Origin of the sequence: Streptomyces sp. ICC1, from assembly GCF_003287935.1 — a bacterium.
GTDB lineage: Bacteria > Actinomycetota > Actinomycetes > Streptomycetales > Streptomycetaceae > Streptomyces > Streptomyces tritrimontium.
On the sequence record NZ_CP030287.1, the window covers coordinates 7,793,773 to 7,810,283 of the forward strand.

Consider the following 16,511-nt stretch of genomic DNA (forward strand, 5'->3'; position numbering starts at 1 on the left):
TGTCTGCCCGGACGGAGACGGCCTCGAGGGGGCTCAAGGGCGGCGCTCAGGGGCCAGAGTCCTTGCCGGCGCCGGTGGTCCCATGGCGCGACTTGAGGCGGTGAAGGGCCAGGGCAACGATGAGCAGCACTCCGAAGGCGGCGGCCACCGCCGGAACGCCGATACGGTCCAGGTTGTCCGCGATCCAACGCTGGGCCGTGCCCGCTGTGTCGATCACGGGATCGCTGGCATTCCCGCCGCGCAGGATCCGGATCTCGTACCAGCCGTAGTACGCCACGTAGGCGCCGACCAGGAGCAGCAGGCCGCCGCCGAGGCGTGAGGCGACCGAGCCGAGGCGGCGGAGCCGGCCCACGCGGGCGGTGCGGGTCAGTGCCACCGAGAGTGCGGCGGCGCCGACGATCACGCCCATGCCGGCGGCGTAGGCCGCGAACAGCACGACACCCTCGAATGCCGATCCGCTGCGGAAGGCGGAGACGACGATGGCCAGGAACGGGGCGATGGTGCAGCCAAGCGAAGCGATCGCATAGGCAGCGCCGAACAGAGCCATCGACGGCACGGACCGGGTCACGGTGGGCGCACGGCGGAGTTTGGGAAGCAGCGCGGGCAAGTCGCGGCCGGCCAGCAGCCAGCCGCCGACGAGGACCAGCAGCAGGCCGAAGACGATCGTGAACCAGGGCAGATGCTGCTGCACCTGCCCAGCTACTGGAGCGACGGCGAGCCCGAACAGAGCGAAGACGCCGGCGAACCCGGCGGTCATGGCAGCCGTCGCGGCCAGCGCGCGGCCTACCGCCGCCATTCGGGTGGGCGAGTCGTCGCCCAGCACGAGCAGCGAAAGGTAGGCGGGCAGCAGGGCGAACCCGCACGGGTTCACCGCAGCGAGCATGCCCGCCGTCAGGGCGAGGGCGAGAGGAAGGTCAGACATAGCAGTCAGCCGACAAGCTTGCCGACCTTGTCGGCCAGCCCTTCACCCCTGGGCAGGACACCGGTGAAGACGCTCTTGCCGTCCTTGTCGAGCACGACGTACGTGCTCTGCTCGGTGATCTTGAACTTCTTCCAGATGTCTCCGGCCTCGTCCGACAGGTTTGGGAAGGTGCCGACCTTCGCTGAGGCGACGAAGTCCTTCATGGCGGCCTGCTTGTCCAGCCCGGCCACCCCGACAACGCTGGCCTTCCCCTCGAATTCCGCGGCGACCTTCGCCGTCTCCGGCCCCTGGGCCTTGCACTTAGGGCACCACGGGGCCCAGAACCACAGCACGACGGGCTTACCGGCCAGCGTCGCGCCGTCGAACGGCTTCCCATCGATGGTTGTCCCGGTGAAGCGCAGCGACTCGGGCACCGTCGGCGAAGCGGTGGACCCGCTGTCCGTCGAGGCGGGCGCGGTGCTTGTGGTGGAGCCGTCCGTGCCCGCGTCAGCGGTGGAGGTGGCGCCGGAGCCACACCCCACGGTGAGCAGGGCAGCAGCCATGACGACCGGGAGGAACGAGCGGGCGCGCATGTCAGCTCCGTAAGGTTCGGGTATTGACTCTGAATGTAGATCGTCCGACCCGGCGGGTGTGACCGCCGGATGCTTACGGTTCGGTGACATCAGCCCGCACCGGCTACCTCAAAGACCTCGCGGTGGGACCAGAGGGACCTCAACACGGTCACCGAAACCGCCGGGACCGGCAGCATCACCAACATCCTCAACGGACGGCCAGGACCGCTTGTGAGGTGGCCGACGGACAGTCCACTCGGTCGTGGTAGGCGCGGGCCGCTGCCGTGTCGCGGTATGGCTCAAGGCGGCGTTCGAAATCCCGGACGTACTCCACCGCCCGCACTGACCGCATCTCTATCGCCAGCTGCGCGGCCTCCGCCCCAGGGCACACGCCTGATCCAGTTCTCCCAGGCCGCGGCGGGCAGAGGCGAGCACGATCCGGCAGATAAGGCGGCCGCGGGCGTAACTGGGTGCCCGCAGATGCAGGGAGCGTTGCGCGTGCTGGGCGCAGGCGCGGTACTGGTGGAGATCCCGGTGGCAGTGCGCGAATTCGCCGGCGAGCTGGCCTTCGTCGCGAAGCGTGCCCAGTGCGGTACGTCGTTCCCTGGTCGGGCCGCGCTCAGCGCGCGCTCTGCCCGTACGAACGACGCCGTGCAGGCCCGGGCCTCGCCGAGCGCCGCGTGCCCGCGGGCTTCGGCGGAATGCGGCATGGCCTGAACAGCGGGCGGCCTGCCGGAGCCGACGCCCTGCTGGGCGACCCGGGCGCGCTGTACCGCCTCGCGGCCGTGGCCGAGGTAGACGGCCTGGCGGCTCATGGTGACCAGCACGTAGGCGCCGTAAGCCCGGTCGCCTGCGCGAGGCGCAGCGCCTGGACGAAGTACCGCTGGGCGAGCCCGTGGGCGGCGATATCGTACGCGGTCCAGCCCGCCAGGCGGGTCAGATCGGCCGCGGCGGCGAACAGCCGTCGTCCTGGCGCCTCGCCGTAGGTGCCGCGCAGCATCGGCTCGGCCTCGTGGACCAGATAGCTCACCAACGCCTGCCGTGCGTGCCCGCCCCCATAGGCGTGGTCGAGGGTGCGGAAGAGCTCGCCGACCGAGCGCAGAGCCGCGATGTCCGCGGTGGTGACCCGTCGGCCGAGTCCCCGGTCGATCTGCCGCTGCATGGGGACGGCGGACTTCCCTCGCGCGGGGTAACGGAGTCCTGCGGGCGTGGCCGGATCTCCGCGGCTCACGCGCTCGTCGGCCAGGCCGATCAACCAGTCCCGGCTGGGCACCACAAGCCCGGCAGGGATGAAGGCGATCTTCCCCACCGCGGCGTTGCTGTCCGAGTCCTTGCGCCACAAACCGCTCGCAATCTCGACGGCCTGCTCCGGAGTCGCCGCGAACTCCAGACCCGAATACACGGGGGCACACGCGTCGAAGCCCAGAGCCTGGGCCGACAGGCGCCGACCCAGGCGCCTGGTGAACACCTCAACAATCAGGGCGGAGGTGGCCCCGCGTGGCTGTTGTCCACGCAGCCACCGGGTGACTGAGGTCTTGTCGTACCGCAGATCCAGACCGTGCTCGCGGCCTATTGATCAGAAACTCAAAGGGTTCTCGTCCAGGACGTAGCGGACGTGTGGGCCGCCGAAGTAGCCGCGGACGATGTGTGGTTGACGTTGGCGTCTGTGGAAGAACCTGCGGGTTTCGGCGGCGAAGGCCGCCGCCAGCGTCAGAGGTGGAAAAGGCCAAGCCCTCCGCCGACTCCGTCCGGGCCGTCCGCGAGGTCCTCGCCCGGGGCGGCGCCCCCGAGGCCCTCGCCCCGCAGGCAGCCGCCGCGCTCGGCGAGGACGCCGCCGCGCAGCTCGCCGAGTCCCCCTGGCGGCTGCTGGCCGTCGCGGGGGTCCGCCCGACCCAGGCCGACGGTTTCGCCCGCGCCCTCCGCGGCGCCGAGGAGACCGGCCCCGGGGACGAGCGGCGGGCCGCCGCCCTGGTGGGCTGGCTGCTCGCCCAGGCCACCGCCAAGGGGCACACCGTGCTCGACGCCACCACGCTGGAATCGGCGCTCGCCCAGTACGGCGTGCCCGACCCCGCCGAGGCGCTGGAGGCGGCCGTCGGCGACGGAGCCGTGCTCGCCTTCGAGGAGCCGGTCGGGCCTCCTGGCCGGGAGTACGCCGAGGACGAGGAGCAGCCGGTGCGGATCCTGGTGGGTCTGGAGGGCTCCGCCATGGCCGAGGAGAGCCTCGCCGAGGGCCTGGCCCGCCTCGCCGACACCTTCACGGACCCCGCCGACTGGGAGAAGGCCGCCACCGGCACCGGCGCCGAGCTGATCCGCGCCGCCGCCGGGCACGGCCTGGTCACCCACACGGGCGGCGAGGCCGCCCGCGCGGAACCCCGCGCACTCCTCGCGGCCGCCCGCGAGTTCGGCCTGCGGGCCTGCCTCGCCGCGCACGCCCCGGCCGAGGGCGCCGTCACCGTGGCGGGCCTGCTCGCCGGCGCCGAGGGCCCGGGCCGGGACGCGGACGGGCAGTTCGCCCTGGACCTGCTCATCGTCCTGGACGCCCCGCAACTGGACGTGGAGACGGCCGCCGCGCTGGTGGAGTCCGTCCCCGACGGAGCCCGCCTGGTGCTGTCCGGCGACCCCGCCGTGCTCGGCTCCGCCGGCCCCGGCCGGGTCTTCGCCGACGTGCTCGCGGCCGGGGCCTTCCCCGGGCTCGTCTCCCGCGTCCCGGACCCCGGCCCGATCGGCGAGCTGGTCTCCGGGGTGGGTGTCGGGGAGCTGCACCAGGTCGAGGCCCCCGGCAAGGAGGTCGTCATCGTCCCGGTACGCGACGCCGGGGAGGCCGTGCACCGCACCGTGCAGCTGGTGGCCGAGTCGGTCCCCCGCGCTTTCGGGATCCCGGCGGACGCGGTCCAGGTGATCACCCCGGGCCACGGCGGCTCGGCGGGCACCCGCGCGCTCAACGCGGCCCTCAAGGAGCGGCTGAACCCGGGCCCTGGCCGCTTCGGCGGCTTCGACCCCGGCGACCGGGTGGTCCACGTGCCCTCCCCCGGGCGGGCGTTGGCGGCCCGGGTGGTGTCGGCCGACGCGCAGGGGCTGCACCTGGACACGGCCGCGGGCGCGGACGCGCGGATCGTCGTACCCAAGGAGCTGGTGGAGTCGCAGGTGCGGCACGGCTGGGCCGTGACGGCGCACCAGGCCGTCGGGGCGCACTGGCCCGCGGTGGTCGTCGTCCTGCCCGGTGACGCGGTCAGCGCCCTGTCCCGGGACTGGGTGTACACGGCCTTCGGGCGGGCCGAGCGGCACCTCTCGGTGGTGCACGGGGTGGACCAGGCCCTGCCGCGCGCGGTCGCGGAGGCGCCCGCGAAGCCCCGTACGACCCGGCTGACGGCCCTGCTGCGGGCGCTCGTGGCCTCGGCGCGGGAGCCGGAGCAGGCCTGATGTGACGCGCCGCGGCCCCCGTCCCGGGTGGGACGGGGGCCGCGGTGCTTCGCGCGCGGGGGCCGGGGTCAGGCCGGGGCCAGGCCCGGCTCCGCCGCCTCGTCCTCGGCGTCCTCCGTGTCCTCGGAATACTGGTCCTCGTCGAAGACGGAGCTGACGTCGAACCGGTGCATCACGTCCTGCGGATCGATGTGGGTGAAGGGCGAACCCAGCCACTCCCCCGGTTCCGCGACGTCCTCCGAGGCCGCGATCCAGAGCGTGGAATCGCCCTCCTCCAGCCCGAAGTCCTTGGCACGGGAGGCGATCTCGTCCGGCTCGTACTCGCCGAAGAGCACGCCGAGCGCCTCCGCGGTACCTCCGTCGTGGCCGAGTTCGGCTTCGCGGTCGTGCGCGACGACGCGTTCGGCCTGGGCGATCAGGCGCGCCGGTTCGACGACCGCGTAGTCGCGGCGGATGAGCACGCTGAAGGCGGCGGGCTCGGCGGGCCCGGTGTACGGGAGCCCGTCCTCGGGAGTGGGGATCTCGAAGGGGGTGACCTCGTCGTGGCGGTCGTAGAGGAGCTCGTCGTAGACCTCGGCGGCGGCGGCGAGTTCGTTGAACGCCGCGTAGACGTCCGGATCATCGTCCCCGATCCTGCTCTCGACCGCGGCGAGGTGACGGTCGAGCGCGGCCTTGACCGCCTCGGCGGCGGCGCGTACCTCGGCAACAGTGGGCAGAGCGGCATCAGACATAGTGCAGACGCTATCCGTAGCAGGGCTCTGCCCGCACAATAGATGCGATGCCGGAATACGAATTTGTCGACTTGTACGTGCCTCGCGGGGTTCCGCGCCAGGAAACGACCCGCTTGTTGACCGATCATGCCGAGTACGGGCATTGGGAGCTCGACCGGCTGACCCTGCTTCGGGACGGCAGTCGCCGCGTGCGACTGCGCCGCCGGATCATCCGTCAGGTCCGCGCGACCTGGTGACGCGGCTCCCGAGGGCGGGGGCCGCGTCCTGCCGGGCATGCGCGTGAACGGCCGTCAGGCGGCGTTGCGCGCCCGGCGGTAGAGCATGGCGCCGGCCAGCAGCATGCCCGCGGCCAGGGGCACCCCGGCGGTGAGGGTGTCGCCGGCGCCGGTCGCCGCGAGGGACGATGCCCCCTGGCCCGTCCCCTGGCCCGTCCCCTGGCCGGGGGTCGAACCGGTGCCCGGGGCGGGGTGCGTCACCGGGGTCACCGACCCGGTGCCGGGGCCCGCGCCGGGGCCGGTGGGCGTACCTGGCTGCCCGGTGCCGGGCGTACCGGGATTGCCGTGGCCACCCGGCCCGCCAGGGTTGCCCTGGTCACCGGGACCGCCCGGGTTCCCGTGGTCGCCGGGGCCGCCCGGATTGCCGTGGTCGCCCGGACCGCCCGGGTTCCCGTGGTCGCCGGGGCCGCCCGGGTTCCCGTGGTCGCCCGGACCGCCCGGGTTCCCGTGGTCACCGGGACCGCCCGGATTGCCGTGGTCGCCCGGGTTGCCGGGGCCGCCGGGGTGGTTCGGTCCTTCGTGGTCGTCGCACGGCTCGTCCGGGTGGACCGGGTGCTCGGGGTGCCGCGGGTGGCCCTTTCGGGCCGAGAGGTTCGCGCAGCGGTTGCCGAAGGCCGGGTTGAGGGCCCCCACCACCGTCACCGTGTTCCCGCAGGCGTTCGCCGGCGCGTCCACGGGAGCCTGGAGGCTGTTCCCGGACAGCAGTCCCGGTGAGTGCGCGGCGCGGCCGGAGGCGGCGGAATCCGCGTGTGCGTATCCCCCTCCCAAGGCGAGCAGGCCCCCCGCGGCCGCCATGGTGATCAGGGTCTTCCCGCCGGTGACCTGTACCTGTCGTCGCATCTGTACTTCGTCCCCTGGTGTGTCCGTCGTGCACGTGCACGCTTGGTCGGCGCACTGGCCGCACAGGCTCCCCCGCCTGGTACGCCGAAAGATCGTCATCGGGCCCGGAAAGCCCGGGGGCCCCGGAGCGCTGGAATGCGCTCCGGGGCCCAGGACTTCAGAAACTTCAGGCGTTGACGCAGGTGTTGCCGAAAGCCGGGTTCAGCAGGCCGATCACGGAGATCGAGTTGCCACAGACGTTCACGGGAACGTGAACGGGAACCTGGATGACGTTGCCGGACGCGACACCGGGCGAACCGATGGCCGCACCCTGGGCACCCGCGTCGGCGACAGCCAGACCCGCACCCGCGAGAACCAGACCACCGGTGACAGCCGCAGCGGCGGCAACCTTCTTGAGCATTGTTCCTCCTAGTAGGCAAGCGCGGTCCCAGCCGCGGACCGCACCACCTGTAACGAGGAGGGATCACCGGGGCTACGAGCCTATGAGCGCATTCACTCTTCTCAGTGGAATCCGCACACCTTCCCGATTCCGAGGCGTTAGAGCTTCCCCCGTTCTTCCGGGGAGCTGCTCAGGACTCGTCGATGAACCGGTCGAGCACCCGCACGCCGAACTTCAGACCCTCCACGGGCACCCGCTCGTCCACGCCGTGGAACATCCCGGCGAAGTCCAGCTCCGGCGGCAGCTGCAGCGGCGCGAAGCCGAAGCAGCGGATGCCGAGGTCGTCGAAGGACTTGGCGTCCGTACCGCCGGAGAGCATGTACGGGACCGCGCGCGCGATCGGGTCGTGCGCCTTCAGGGCTGTCTGCATGGCGTCCACGAGCTTCCCGTCGAAGTCCGTCTCGAGCGCCTTGTCCGCGTGGACGTCCTCCCGCTGCACGCGCGGGCCGAGGATCCGGTCGAGGTCGGCGAAGAACTCGTCCTCGTAGCCCGGCAGGAAGCGGCCGTCCACGTGGGCGGTGGCCTGCCCGGGGATGACGTTGACCTTGTAGCCGGCGCCGAGCATCGTCGGGGCGGCCGAGTTGCGCAGGGTCGCGCCGACCATCTTGGCGATGCCGCCGAGCTTGGCGAGCGTGGCGTCCATGTCGTCCGGGTCGAGCGGGGTGCCCAGCGCGTCCGAGAGCTCGTCCAGGAAGCTCCGCACGGTCTTGGTGACGCGTACGGGCCACTTGTGGCGGCCCAGGCGCCCCACGGCCTCGCAGAGCTCCGTGATGGCGTTGTCGTTGTTGGTCATGGAGCCGTGGCCGGCGGTGCCCTCGACCGTGAGCCGCATCCAGTGCATGCCCTTCTGGGCGGTCTCCACCAGGTACAGCCGCAGGTTCTCGTTGACGGTGAAGGAGAAGCCGCCGACCTCGCCGATCGCCTCGGTGACGCCCTCGAAGAGCCCGGGGTGCTTGTCGACGAGGTGCCGGGCGCCGTAGATGCCGCCCGCCTCCTCGTCGGCGAGGAAGGCCAGCACGATGTCGCGCGGGGGCTTGCGGCCGCTGCGCATGCGGTCGCGCACGACGGCCAGCGTCATCGCGTCCATGTCCTTCATGTCGACCGCGCCGCGGCCCCAGACGCAGCCGTCGGCGATCTCGCCGGCGAACGGGTCGTAGGTCCAGTCGGCGGCATTGGCCGGAACCACGTCGGTGTGCCCGTGGATCAGCAGGGCGGGCCGCGAGGGGTCCTCGCCCTCGATCCGCGCGACCGTCGAGGCGCGCCCCTTGTGCGATTCGAAGATCTGCGGCTCCAGCCCGACCTCGGCGAGCTGCTCGGCGACCCACTCGGCCGCCTTGCGCTCGCCCGGACCGGAGTGGTCCCCGTAGTTGCTGGTGTCGATCCGGATGAGGTCCCGGCAGAGGTCCACGACCTCGTCCTCGCCGGAGACGGTCCTGCCCGCGCCCGATTCGCTCACGCTGCTTCCTCCCACTGATCAGTTCCGAACTGACTCCATCCTCCCGCCCCGGGCCGCTTCGCCCAAGGGCGATCCCCGGCCGTCGGGGGGTGTGATCGAGGACCCCGGAATGTTTGGTAATGTTTTCCACGTCGGAACGGCCCGCGAGGGACGCGAGACAGACACCTTGTCCGGGTGGCGGAATGGCAGACGCGCTAGCTTGAGGTGCTAGTGCCCTTTATCGGGCGTGGGGGTTCAAGTCCCCCCTCGGACACCAGCGAGAACCCCACTTCACGTGGGGTTTTCTGCGTTTGGGGCAACCGCGCGGCGGATCGCGCGCGGCCGGGCCGGGATATTCTGGGCCGGTGAATGAGAATCTTCCCCCTTGTCCGAAATGTTCCTGCGAGTACACCTACGAGATGAACGCGCTCGTGGTGTGTCCCGAGTGCGGCCACGAGTGGGTGCCCGCCGAGGCGGGCACGGGCGGCGCCGAGGACACCGGGGAGCGGGTCGTGAAGGACGCCGTGGGCAACGTGCTGGCCGACGGCGACACGGTGACCGTCACCAAGGCGCTCAAGGTCAAGGGCAACCCCTCGGGGATCAAGGCCGGCACCAAGGTGCGCAACATCCGGATCGTCGACGGGGTCGACGGGCACGACATCGACTGCAAGATCGACGGCTTCGGGGCCATGCAGCTGAAGTCGAGCGTGGTCAAGAAGGCCTGACCGGGATCGTGAACGCCGAGAGGGACCCCGCCGCGGCGGGGTCCCTCTCGGCGTTCACGATCCCGGTCCCGGTCAGTCCCCGGGGGTGGACTCCGCCGCCTGGTCGAGGCGGAAGGCCTCGTTGCCGAGCCCGATGCGGGCATGTACCTCGGGTCGGGTGGAGCGCAGGACCAGCCCGTACACCAGGCCCACGACGACGGCCGCGGCGATGATGCCGGGCAGCGCCCAGCTGAGCGCGGAGCCCTCCTCTGCGCCGACCAGGACACCGAAGTCCCTGACGGTGTAGACGGCGATGGCGAGCAGCGCGACGCCGGCGAGACCGGCCGCGACCAGCCGCCAGACCTGGGCGCCGGCGGTGCCGCGGCGGACGAAGAAGGCGATGACCGCGAAGGAGGCGGTGGCCATGAGGAGGGTCACGCCGAGGGCGCCGACGCTGCCCATCCAGGTGAACAGGTGCAGGACGGGCGCGGTGGGGTCGCCGACCGGCATGTCGTCGGTGAAGGCGAAGGCCAGGACGACCACGACGGAGACGACGGTCTGCAGGAGCGAGCCGGTGGCGGGGGCTCCGGTGCCCGCGTTGGTGCGGCCGAAGGCGGCCGGGAGCAGGCCCTCGCGGCCCATGGCGAAGGCGTAGCGGGAGACGACGTTGTGGAAGCTGAGCATCGCCGCGAACATGCCGGACACGAAGAGGACGTGCAGGACGTCGGTGAAGGTGGTGCCCAGGCGGCTCTCGGTGAGCTGGAAGAGCAGTCCGGGTCCGGCCTCCGCGGAGGCCTTGACCACCTCGCCGGGGCCGGTGGCGACGGTGAGGGCCCAGGCGCTGAGGGCGAAGAAGAGGGCGACGAAGCCGACGGCGAGGAACATCACCCGGGAGACGACGATGTGCGGCTTGCTGGTCTCCTCCGCGTACACCGGGGACTGCTCGAAGCCGACGAAGGCGGCGATGCAGAAGCACAGGGCGGTGCCGAGGCCCGCGCCGGTGAGGGTCTCGGGGTTGAAGGCGTGCAGCGAGAGGCCTTCGGGGCCGGGCTTGCCGAGGGCCGCGAGGTCGAAGACGACGACGAGGAGGACCTCGATGATCAGCAGGACGCCGAGCACCTTGGCATTGAGGTCGATCTTCAGCCAGCCGAGGCCGCCGGTCAGGGCGACGGCGGCCAGCGCCGGTATCCACCAGGCGAGTTCGGTGTCGAGGTAGGTGGCGAAGAGGCCGGAGATCTCGAAGCCGAGGATGCCGTAGACGCCGACCTGCATGGCGCTGTAGGCGACGAGGGCGACGAGCGAGGCACCGGCGCCCGCGGTGGGGCCGAGCCCGCGCGCGATGTACGCGTAGAAGGCTCCGGCGTTGTGGACGTGCCGGCTCATCTCGGCGTAGCCGATGCTGAAGAGCGCGAGGACGGCGCCGAGGATGACGAACAGCAGGGGCTGGCCGACGATGCCCATGACCCCGAAGGTGGTGGGCATGACGCCGGCGACGACCATCAGGGGGGCGCTCGCGGCGAGTACGGAGAGCAGCAGGCCGGCGGTGCCGAGGCGGTCGGCGCGCAGGGCGCGGTCCTGGCCCTTGTAGGATCGGGCGTCGGCCGGCCCCGCCGCGACCCGCCCCCAGTAGCGCCAGCACCGCGTATTCGGTGCTCTCCGCCTCCGCACGTTCCTCCTATACACATCTCCGCGCCCACGAGACTACTCATAACATCGCATGCCTACCACCGACGCCGCAGACAAGCCGCCCTCGGCCGGCTGACCCCCGTCGAATACGAGACCGTCATGACCACGTCGGCTCTTCAGGCCGCGTGACTGAACCTGTCACCCAACGCTGCATCAGACCCACACGTACGCTGTCGCTCGTCGCATGAAACCCGGTGTCCACTCCCCGGGATCAACCTCATCTCGCGGCTGGCCGGCCGCGCAGCCACACACTTGACCTTCACCACCCGCCTGCGCTTTCTATCTGTATCGCCAGCCACACGAGCGGTGCCGCTGCCAGAACGATCAGCACCAGACAGCACGGTACCTGGGACGGCCCCTTGAGTGGCTCGGCTGCTACCTGCGGGGCCACTCGGCGCACGTCGTCGGCGTGATACCACATCTTGCCGGCATAGCCCGTAGTGGTCATCCAGCTCTCCGTATGGGTCCGCACTCCATGGGCCAGCGCATTCACATACACCGAGCCAGTACCGACGCCCGGCCACAAGGTGCTCACCTGGCGCTCCGTCAGCCAGCCGTCCCCCTCGTCCGCCATATTCCGCCCTTCCCCCAGCAGCCGGTGACACGACATCATGAACTGTCCCATAGCCAGGCGTAGTTAGCCCCCCCATCGTTCCCCGGGGTTCCGACGCGGCGATATCCGCTTCCCGGGCCCCGAACGCCTGGCGCGAGCGGGTTGGCCCTCGTCATCGAGAACGGGCGGTCAGGGTCCGACCGCCGCCCTACCCCCGAATCACGGCGCCGGGGCGTGAGCACCGTCAGTGCAGTCAACAAGCCAGCCGTGCGCGCTACGGCTCTCCGGGGGCAAGCCCCCTGTGTGTCCCCTGCCGTGCCGCGCGCGCCGAGGCTTTTCGCGTCTGAGCGGTCCTGTTCCTGGCGGCGGCGGGCAGTCGCGGCTCGGACGACGACGCCCGACGTGGTCTGGAAGCCAAGTGGCACGACAGCGTCGAGGTGGTCCATTGCTTCGCCAACCTGGAGAGGATCTCCTGCCCGCGGTGCGGCACGGAACTCGCACCTGACTGGTGGGGTGATGCCGTCTCGCAGTGCTATGACGAGGGCTTTTCGACCCTGATGGTGACGGTTCCCTGCTGCGACGTTGAGACGTCGCTTAACGAGCTGGTGTACGACTGGCCGATGGGGTTCGCGCGGTTCAGGATCGAGGTTTTGTATCCGAACCGGGCTTGGCTGACTGACGGGGAGCTGGCCTCTCTCGCGGGTGCTCTCGGACATCCCCTGCGACAGATTCTCATCCATATCTAGTGCTGTGGCCGGAAAGGTTTGCCGGGGCGCGGTGTCCGGTGCGGTGCATCGCAAGGCGGAGGACCACGCCTCGTACTGGACGTACCGGTCTGGTCCGACAACGCGGCGAGGTGCCGTGCCGGGCGCCGCGACCCGGTGGACCTCTCCGGTCACAGCACTAGACGCCGTCACGCGCGCTGCGCCTCGCGCCACGCACTCCCCTCTCATCCCCGCGCCGGCTCCGAGGCCCACCGGGCCAGTTCCGCGCAGCGAATCCCGCCGCCGGGGTGCCACTCCATGACCGGGCCGGCTGTGTCCCCGTGCTCCTCGCACCAGGACATCAGGACCAGGCCCCCGCAGTCGTGACGCTCGCACCGGCACCCCTTCCCCGGAACTGCGTACGGCACCCCGTGTCGGGTCACACCGCCCGCCGGCTTTACGGACGAGGCGGTGCCCCGCAGGCCGGCGGGCCAAGCCAGCGTCACCCGCAGGCCGCCCGACCCCGACCGGAACCGTTCGATCACCCGCACCTCCCCCAGTACCGCCAACGGGCCCGTGCCCGGAGCGGTCAGCCGGCTCACCGATACCCCGAACTCCCCGGCCGCCAGCTCGGCCAGCTCGTCAGCGTCGGCGTCCGTCAACCAGCCGGACAACTGGTTCCTCCTCCTCGGCGTCCTCGGACAGGACCAGCCGCGCGGGTGACCGCTGCGGCGGTCGGCCACCTGGTCCGCGCCGGTCTCCTGGTCTACCTCGGCGGGGACGTCGACTTCCCCGACGTCCACCCGGACCAGGTGGCCGCCCTCGCGCGCCGCCGGGGCCTGCCCGCCCTCCTCGACCAGCACGTGCCCCTGGGCCCGGACCAGGCCGCGGTACGCCTCGGCGTTCGCAGGAGCGACTTTGACGCCGCCGTGAAGCTCGGGTTCCTTTCTCCGGTGTCCTCGGTGGAGATCGACTACAAGCGGCAGGGCGGCGTCACCACGGTGCCGCTGTACTCCACCTTCCCTGTTGAATCGGCTTGTTGAAGCCGATCTGGCGGGGTGGTGTGTGGGTTTCTGCGCGGCATCTCCCGAGCGTGCTCTTGGCGGGCCCAGGCACGCGCGTTTCTGTCATGCTTGCGTCATGCCCGAACCGGAAAACGCAGGTGGTGCGACTGCACCCGCAGCACGGCGCAAGAGGCTGATCGCGTCCCTGATCTCGCTTGCGGCAGTGGGAATCGGCACCGTCCACGTCGTCAGGCCCGATGTGGAAATTGACGGCACCACCCTGGCGCTCGCCGCCATCGCGGTGGTGCCGTGGCTGGGTGACCTCTTCGAGAGCATTGAACTTCCCGGCGGCACCAAGCTCCAGTACCACACGCTGCAAGAGCGTATTGACGCAACGGAGCAGCGCACGGAAGAAATCCGGCAAGCAGCCGACGACGCAGCCAGGCAGGCTCGGGTCGCCTTGGTGACCTCGGGAAGCGAGAACATGGCAGGCGGCTCAGCGATGGAGAAGGTGGTGGAGCTCGCACGCGAGTTCACCAAGTTGCGGCGGACTGAACCATCCAGTCCTGGACGGACCTACCGTCAGGAGCAGATCTTCGCCGAGCTGGTGAGGCTCACCCCGCAGCTGGCCGATTTGGACGTGAGTGCAGCGCTCGGCTCGGACGACGGCGGGACGCGCCTGACCGGATACGCGCGCCTGTACGCGAGGCCGGGGCCGCAGTACCTCAGGGCACTGGTGGAGGCGGCCGTCGAGGAGAACCTGCCCTTCAACCAGTACTGGGCCTTCCACACGGTCGGCGCGATGATCGACACCATCGGTGCAGGCCGAATCGAGCTGGCGACAGCCCGCCAACTCCGCTCGTGTATTTCACGGGTGCCAGAAAACAGCGACCGCGCCCGGGCGCTGCGCGCCGCCCTCACGAGACTGGACGATGACCCAGCCTGAGTAGGTGCGCTGAGCCCCGGCCATACGCCAGGGGTGAACTCCACCTCCATGCCACCGCAGCCAGCCGCAGTGGCCGCGCCTGCGCCACCTCGCAACGGCCGCGCGGCCCACTCCGGCGATCCGGCACCACAGTGCGGGGCTGCCAGCAGTGGCAGCCCCGCACTGCATCAGCGAATGACCGAGGACCCCGACAGCGCGGGGACGGGTCCGCGGACTCCAGTCCAGCCGCTACGGGGCGGGGGCGAACTCCACGTCGGTGCCACCGCAGCCGGCCGCGATGTCCAGCAGACGGTCACGCTCCAGCTCGTCCACCGCCAGCCCCCAGCGCAGCTTCGTCGCGGTCCACTCCGCGCCGTAGCGGCACAGCACCTCCCCCGACGGCGACGGCGACGGCGGGAGCCACTCGGCCGGGTCCTGATCCGCCTTGCTCCGGTTCGAGCGGGCCGTCACCGCGACCAGCGAAGCAAGCTGCCCCTGGTCGTTCGCGTACGCCTCGCGCCTCTGCGGCGTCCACGAACTGGCGCCAGCTGGCGGGAAGCGCTATCCGAACCGTGCGGTATTCCCGGCTCCGGGGCACCTGTCATCAGGCTCGGGCTGACGCCTGGTGCCGTCGCGGCGCCACATGTACCGACACGCCACATCAAGGTAACCCATCTCCTCGTCCTGGAAGCCGGGCCGCGGCGGACCCAGACGATCTGCGCCTTCCACGCACCGCTCGTCCTCGTGGAGTGCAAGACCGTGCACGGCAACATGCTGAACCCGGCGCTCCGGGTGATGGAGGAGAGCCGCCATGGCATTGGTGACGGCGGGATCGCCGTTCATGATCTCGCCGGTCTTGCGGCAGGCCGCGATCCGTACGTCCGTGTCAGCGTCAGCCATCCGTGCCAGGAGTACCTCACGAGCTTCGTCGGTCAAGGACCTGGGCGGCGGCCACGCACATCCCGCGTGTGCCTCGCGCGCCTCAACCACATCAACGCTCCAGGCGCCGGCGTCGAAGACTTCCGCGAACGCGCCCTCGCTCTGGTCCCACCTATCGACAACCACGGCAACGCCAGCACGTGACGGGCCGATGAGCAGAACCATCGTCGAGGTCCGATTTCACAACCTCCGCGTTGTTCGGACGGATGATGTGGGGCGGCAACAGCTCACGGTTTAATCAGCTGAGCGATCGCGATAGTCCTGAGTCGGATGGCGCTCAAGGGAACAGAGGGGGATGGTTTCCAGGCCAGCCCCTGTTGTTCGAGGCTCCTTCTCCTGGCAACCCAGGCAACTGGGCTGAAATCTATGCAGTGCTATGAGACTCTATGGCAATGATTCCTCGTAGGACTCAGGTCTTTGCGATCTTTGCGGTAGCCTTTCTTTCAGCACTTCTGGTCCTGGTGTTCAAACTCATCGACAACCGCGCACAGGCCTTCAGTGCAGCGTCGGTGCTGATTTCCGGAATTGCACTGACTGGCGTTGTAGTCTCGCTCACGTTTCAAGCGCTGCAGACAAAGGCTGCCAGAGATGAACGGGACAGGTCCACCCATAGACAGATGATCTATCTAACGATGGGAGATCGCGCCCTGGCAGAGTGCCTGGAACCGCCAAACACTCCCATGCCATTCGAGCGGTACCGGCAAATCATGTTTGCCAATCTGATCATGGGTAGATGGTACGCTGCGCATCAACTGGGGGACGTGGATGATTCCACACTCAAGTACACCCTTGAGCGGCATTTTCGCGGCGAAATAGGAAGAGCACATTGGGAATATGGCAGCCACGACTGGCTTCGCGGCGCCATAGGAGGGCAACAGCGAAAAGCTGCGGCGTTCGCCGCCATAGTCGAGGGATGCTACCAAGCCGCTGTCAATGCAGGACCTGCAGTGCCGACAGCTGACTACTTCACCGACGAGGGCACCGACTTGGCCCCTCAGAACTCATAGCAGATGACAGTCGGCCGGAATGACGCATGCCGAGCCCTGTGGGCGAACTGGGCGGTCACAGCTGTTCGCTTCGCCCCGCATCAGCGTATCCGCCCTGTAAACCGCGCATGCCTATTCCCTGCACCCGCCAGCCCCAGCAGCGCTTCGTGCTCCGCCTCGTCCGCGGCCAGTCCCCAGCGCAGCTTCGTTGCCACCCACTCCGCGGCGTACTGGCGGTGGTAGCCCCGGCGGGCGGAAGCCACTGCGCCGGGTTCCCCCGCCTTGCTCCGGTTCGACTTCGCGGGGACCGCGATCAGGGTCAGCTGGGACGCCTGGTCATTCGGTACGCCTCCCGACGGACGGCGTCCCAGGCGTAGCCGCCAGCTGGCGCGGAGCG

Annotated in this window: 16 protein-coding genes, 1 tRNA gene and 2 pseudogenes; 8 read left to right on the forward strand and 11 right to left on the reverse strand. The window is 70.3% G+C overall.

All coding sequences use genetic code 11. From position 1 onward, the window contains the following. Positions 1-46: 46 nt before the first annotated feature. The 3 genes and pseudogenes from DRB96_RS36410 to DRB96_RS45385 all read right to left on the reverse strand — a co-directional run. Positions 47-922 carry a cytochrome c biogenesis protein CcdA gene (locus DRB96_RS36410; protein ID WP_112452268.1) on the reverse strand — a complete coding sequence of 292 codons (876 nt, stop codon included), beginning with the start codon at positions 920-922 and terminating at the stop codon, positions 47-49. Between the two features lie 5 nt (positions 923-927). Beyond that, complete coding sequence (locus DRB96_RS36415) at positions 928-1,494, reverse strand: redoxin domain-containing protein (RefSeq protein WP_112452269.1); 567 nt, start codon at positions 1,492-1,494, stop codon at positions 928-930. Positions 1,495-1,681: 187 nt separating this feature from the next. Further along, a pseudogene (locus tag DRB96_RS45385) lies at positions 1,682-3,046 on the reverse strand (regulator); the annotation flags it as partial. A gap of 143 nt (positions 3,047-3,189) precedes the next feature. Between DRB96_RS45385 and DRB96_RS36435 the strand changes: the two are divergent. Further along, the gene (locus DRB96_RS36435) at positions 3,190-4,893 is read left to right on the forward strand and encodes an ATP-dependent RecD-like DNA helicase (RefSeq protein WP_239517807.1); all 1,704 of its coding nucleotides are present in this window, start codon (positions 3,190-3,192) and stop codon (positions 4,891-4,893) included. A 68-nt stretch (positions 4,894-4,961) separates the two neighbouring features. On the opposite strand, the gene DRB96_RS36440 is transcribed toward DRB96_RS36435, so the two are convergent. After that, positions 4,962-5,624: a hypothetical protein gene (locus DRB96_RS36440; RefSeq protein ID WP_112452272.1), complete on the reverse strand. Its 663-nt coding sequence runs from the start codon at positions 5,622-5,624 to the stop codon at positions 4,962-4,964. A 47-nt stretch (positions 5,625-5,671) separates the two neighbouring features. On the opposite strand from DRB96_RS36440, the gene DRB96_RS36445 reads away from it, so the two are divergent. Next, positions 5,672-5,860, forward strand: coding sequence for a DUF5703 family protein (locus DRB96_RS36445; protein ID WP_112452273.1), 189 nt, complete (start codon positions 5,672-5,674; stop codon positions 5,858-5,860). A gap of 54 nt (positions 5,861-5,914) precedes the next feature. Here DRB96_RS36445 and DRB96_RS36450 read toward each other — a convergent pair whose 3' ends face one another. The 3 genes from DRB96_RS36450 to DRB96_RS36460 all read right to left on the reverse strand — a co-directional run bounded on the left by DRB96_RS36450 (position 5,915) and on the right by DRB96_RS36460 (position 8,634). Beyond that, positions 5,915-6,739, reverse strand: coding sequence for a chaplin family protein (locus DRB96_RS36450; protein ID WP_239516511.1), 825 nt, complete (start codon positions 6,737-6,739; stop codon positions 5,915-5,917). A 166-nt stretch (positions 6,740-6,905) separates the two neighbouring features. Then, positions 6,906-7,139 (reverse strand): chaplin ChpH, encoded by a 234-nt coding sequence (chpH, locus tag DRB96_RS36455; RefSeq protein ID WP_112452274.1) that lies wholly within the window; start codon positions 7,137-7,139, stop codon positions 6,906-6,908. A 169-nt stretch (positions 7,140-7,308) separates the two neighbouring features. Next, entirely contained in the window at positions 7,309-8,634 is a 1,326-nt protein-coding gene (locus DRB96_RS36460; protein WP_112452275.1) for a M20/M25/M40 family metallo-hydrolase, read from the reverse strand. Between the two features lie 168 nt (positions 8,635-8,802). Between DRB96_RS36460 and DRB96_RS36465 the strand changes: the two genes are divergently transcribed. Both DRB96_RS36465 and DRB96_RS36470 read left to right on the forward strand, forming a co-directional pair. After that, positions 8,803-8,890: transfer RNA gene (locus DRB96_RS36465), tRNA-Leu, on the forward strand. Between the two features lie 88 nt (positions 8,891-8,978). Further along, entirely contained in the window at positions 8,979-9,338 is a 360-nt protein-coding gene (locus DRB96_RS36470; RefSeq protein ID WP_112452276.1) for a zinc ribbon domain-containing protein YjdM, read from the forward strand. Positions 9,339-9,410: 72 nt separating this feature from the next. Here DRB96_RS36470 and DRB96_RS36475 read toward each other — a convergent pair whose 3' ends face one another. From DRB96_RS36475 to DRB96_RS36490, 3 genes are all read right to left on the reverse strand, one after another. Beyond that, complete coding sequence (locus DRB96_RS36475) at positions 9,411-10,985, reverse strand: APC family permease (RefSeq protein ID WP_112452277.1); 1,575 nt, start codon at positions 10,983-10,985, stop codon at positions 9,411-9,413. Positions 10,986-11,262: 277 nt separating this feature from the next. Next, positions 11,263-11,577, reverse strand: coding sequence for a hypothetical protein (locus DRB96_RS36480; protein ID WP_162689126.1), 315 nt, complete (start codon positions 11,575-11,577; stop codon positions 11,263-11,265). 928 nt (positions 11,578-12,505) lie between these two features. Next, positions 12,506-12,934, reverse strand: coding sequence for a hypothetical protein (locus DRB96_RS36490; RefSeq protein WP_162688858.1), 429 nt, complete (start codon positions 12,932-12,934; stop codon positions 12,506-12,508). Between the two features lie 45 nt (positions 12,935-12,979). On the opposite strand from DRB96_RS36490, the gene DRB96_RS36495 reads away from it, so the two are divergent. Together DRB96_RS36495 and DRB96_RS36500 are read left to right on the forward strand one after the other, a co-directional pair. Further along, the gene (locus DRB96_RS36495) at positions 12,980-13,303 is read left to right on the forward strand and encodes a hypothetical protein (RefSeq protein WP_112452281.1); all 324 of its coding nucleotides are present in this window, start codon (positions 12,980-12,982) and stop codon (positions 13,301-13,303) included. A 97-nt stretch (positions 13,304-13,400) separates the two neighbouring features. Next, the gene (locus tag DRB96_RS36500; RefSeq protein WP_162688859.1) at positions 13,401-14,210 is read left to right on the forward strand and encodes a hypothetical protein; all 810 of its coding nucleotides are present in this window, start codon (positions 13,401-13,403) and stop codon (positions 14,208-14,210) included. Between the two features lie 228 nt (positions 14,211-14,438). On the opposite strand, the pseudogene DRB96_RS36505 reads toward DRB96_RS36500, so the two are convergent. Further along, a pseudogene (locus DRB96_RS36505) lies at positions 14,439-14,738 on the reverse strand (HNH endonuclease); the annotation flags it as partial. A gap of 195 nt (positions 14,739-14,933) precedes the next feature. On the opposite strand from DRB96_RS36505, the gene DRB96_RS45390 reads away from it, so the two are divergent. Both DRB96_RS45390 and DRB96_RS43400 read left to right on the forward strand, forming a co-directional pair. Beyond that, a complete protein-coding gene (locus DRB96_RS45390; RefSeq protein WP_239517808.1) occupies positions 14,934-15,272 on the forward strand; it encodes a hypothetical protein in 339 nt (112 codons plus the stop codon). A gap of 242 nt (positions 15,273-15,514) precedes the next feature. After that, positions 15,515-16,135 carry a DUF6082 family protein gene (locus tag DRB96_RS43400; protein WP_162688860.1) on the forward strand — a complete coding sequence of 207 codons (621 nt, stop codon included), beginning with the start codon at positions 15,515-15,517 and terminating at the stop codon, positions 16,133-16,135. The last annotated feature ends 376 nt before the right edge of the window (positions 16,136-16,511 follow it).

Excerpts from the sequence above, each read along its gene's own strand:
- DRB96_RS36410 (WP_112452268.1), bottom strand. The coding sequence starts at position 922 with ATGTCTGACCTTCCTCTCGCCCTCGCCCTGACGGCGGGCATGCTCGCT.
- DRB96_RS36415 (WP_112452269.1), bottom strand. The coding sequence starts at position 1,494 with ATGCGCGCCCGCTCGTTCCTCCCGGTCGTCATGGCTGCTGCCCTGCTC.
- DRB96_RS36440 (WP_112452272.1), bottom strand. The coding sequence starts at position 5,624 with ATGTCTGATGCCGCTCTGCCCACTGTTGCCGAGGTACGCGCCGCCGCC.
- DRB96_RS36445 (WP_112452273.1), top strand. The coding sequence starts at position 5,672 with ATGCCGGAATACGAATTTGTCGACTTGTACGTGCCTCGCGGGGTTCCG.
- DRB96_RS36450 (WP_239516511.1), bottom strand. The coding sequence starts at position 6,739 with ATGCGACGACAGGTACAGGTCACCGGCGGGAAGACCCTGATCACCATG.
- chpH (WP_112452274.1), bottom strand. The coding sequence starts at position 7,139 with ATGCTCAAGAAGGTTGCCGCCGCTGCGGCTGTCACCGGTGGTCTGGTT.
- DRB96_RS36480 (WP_162689126.1), bottom strand. The coding sequence starts at position 11,577 with ATGGCGGACGAGGGGGACGGCTGGCTGACGGAGCGCCAGGTGAGCACC.
- DRB96_RS36500 (WP_162688859.1), top strand. The coding sequence starts at position 13,401 with ATGCCCGAACCGGAAAACGCAGGTGGTGCGACTGCACCCGCAGCACGG.
- DRB96_RS43400 (WP_162688860.1), top strand. The coding sequence starts at position 15,515 with ATGGCAATGATTCCTCGTAGGACTCAGGTCTTTGCGATCTTTGCGGTA.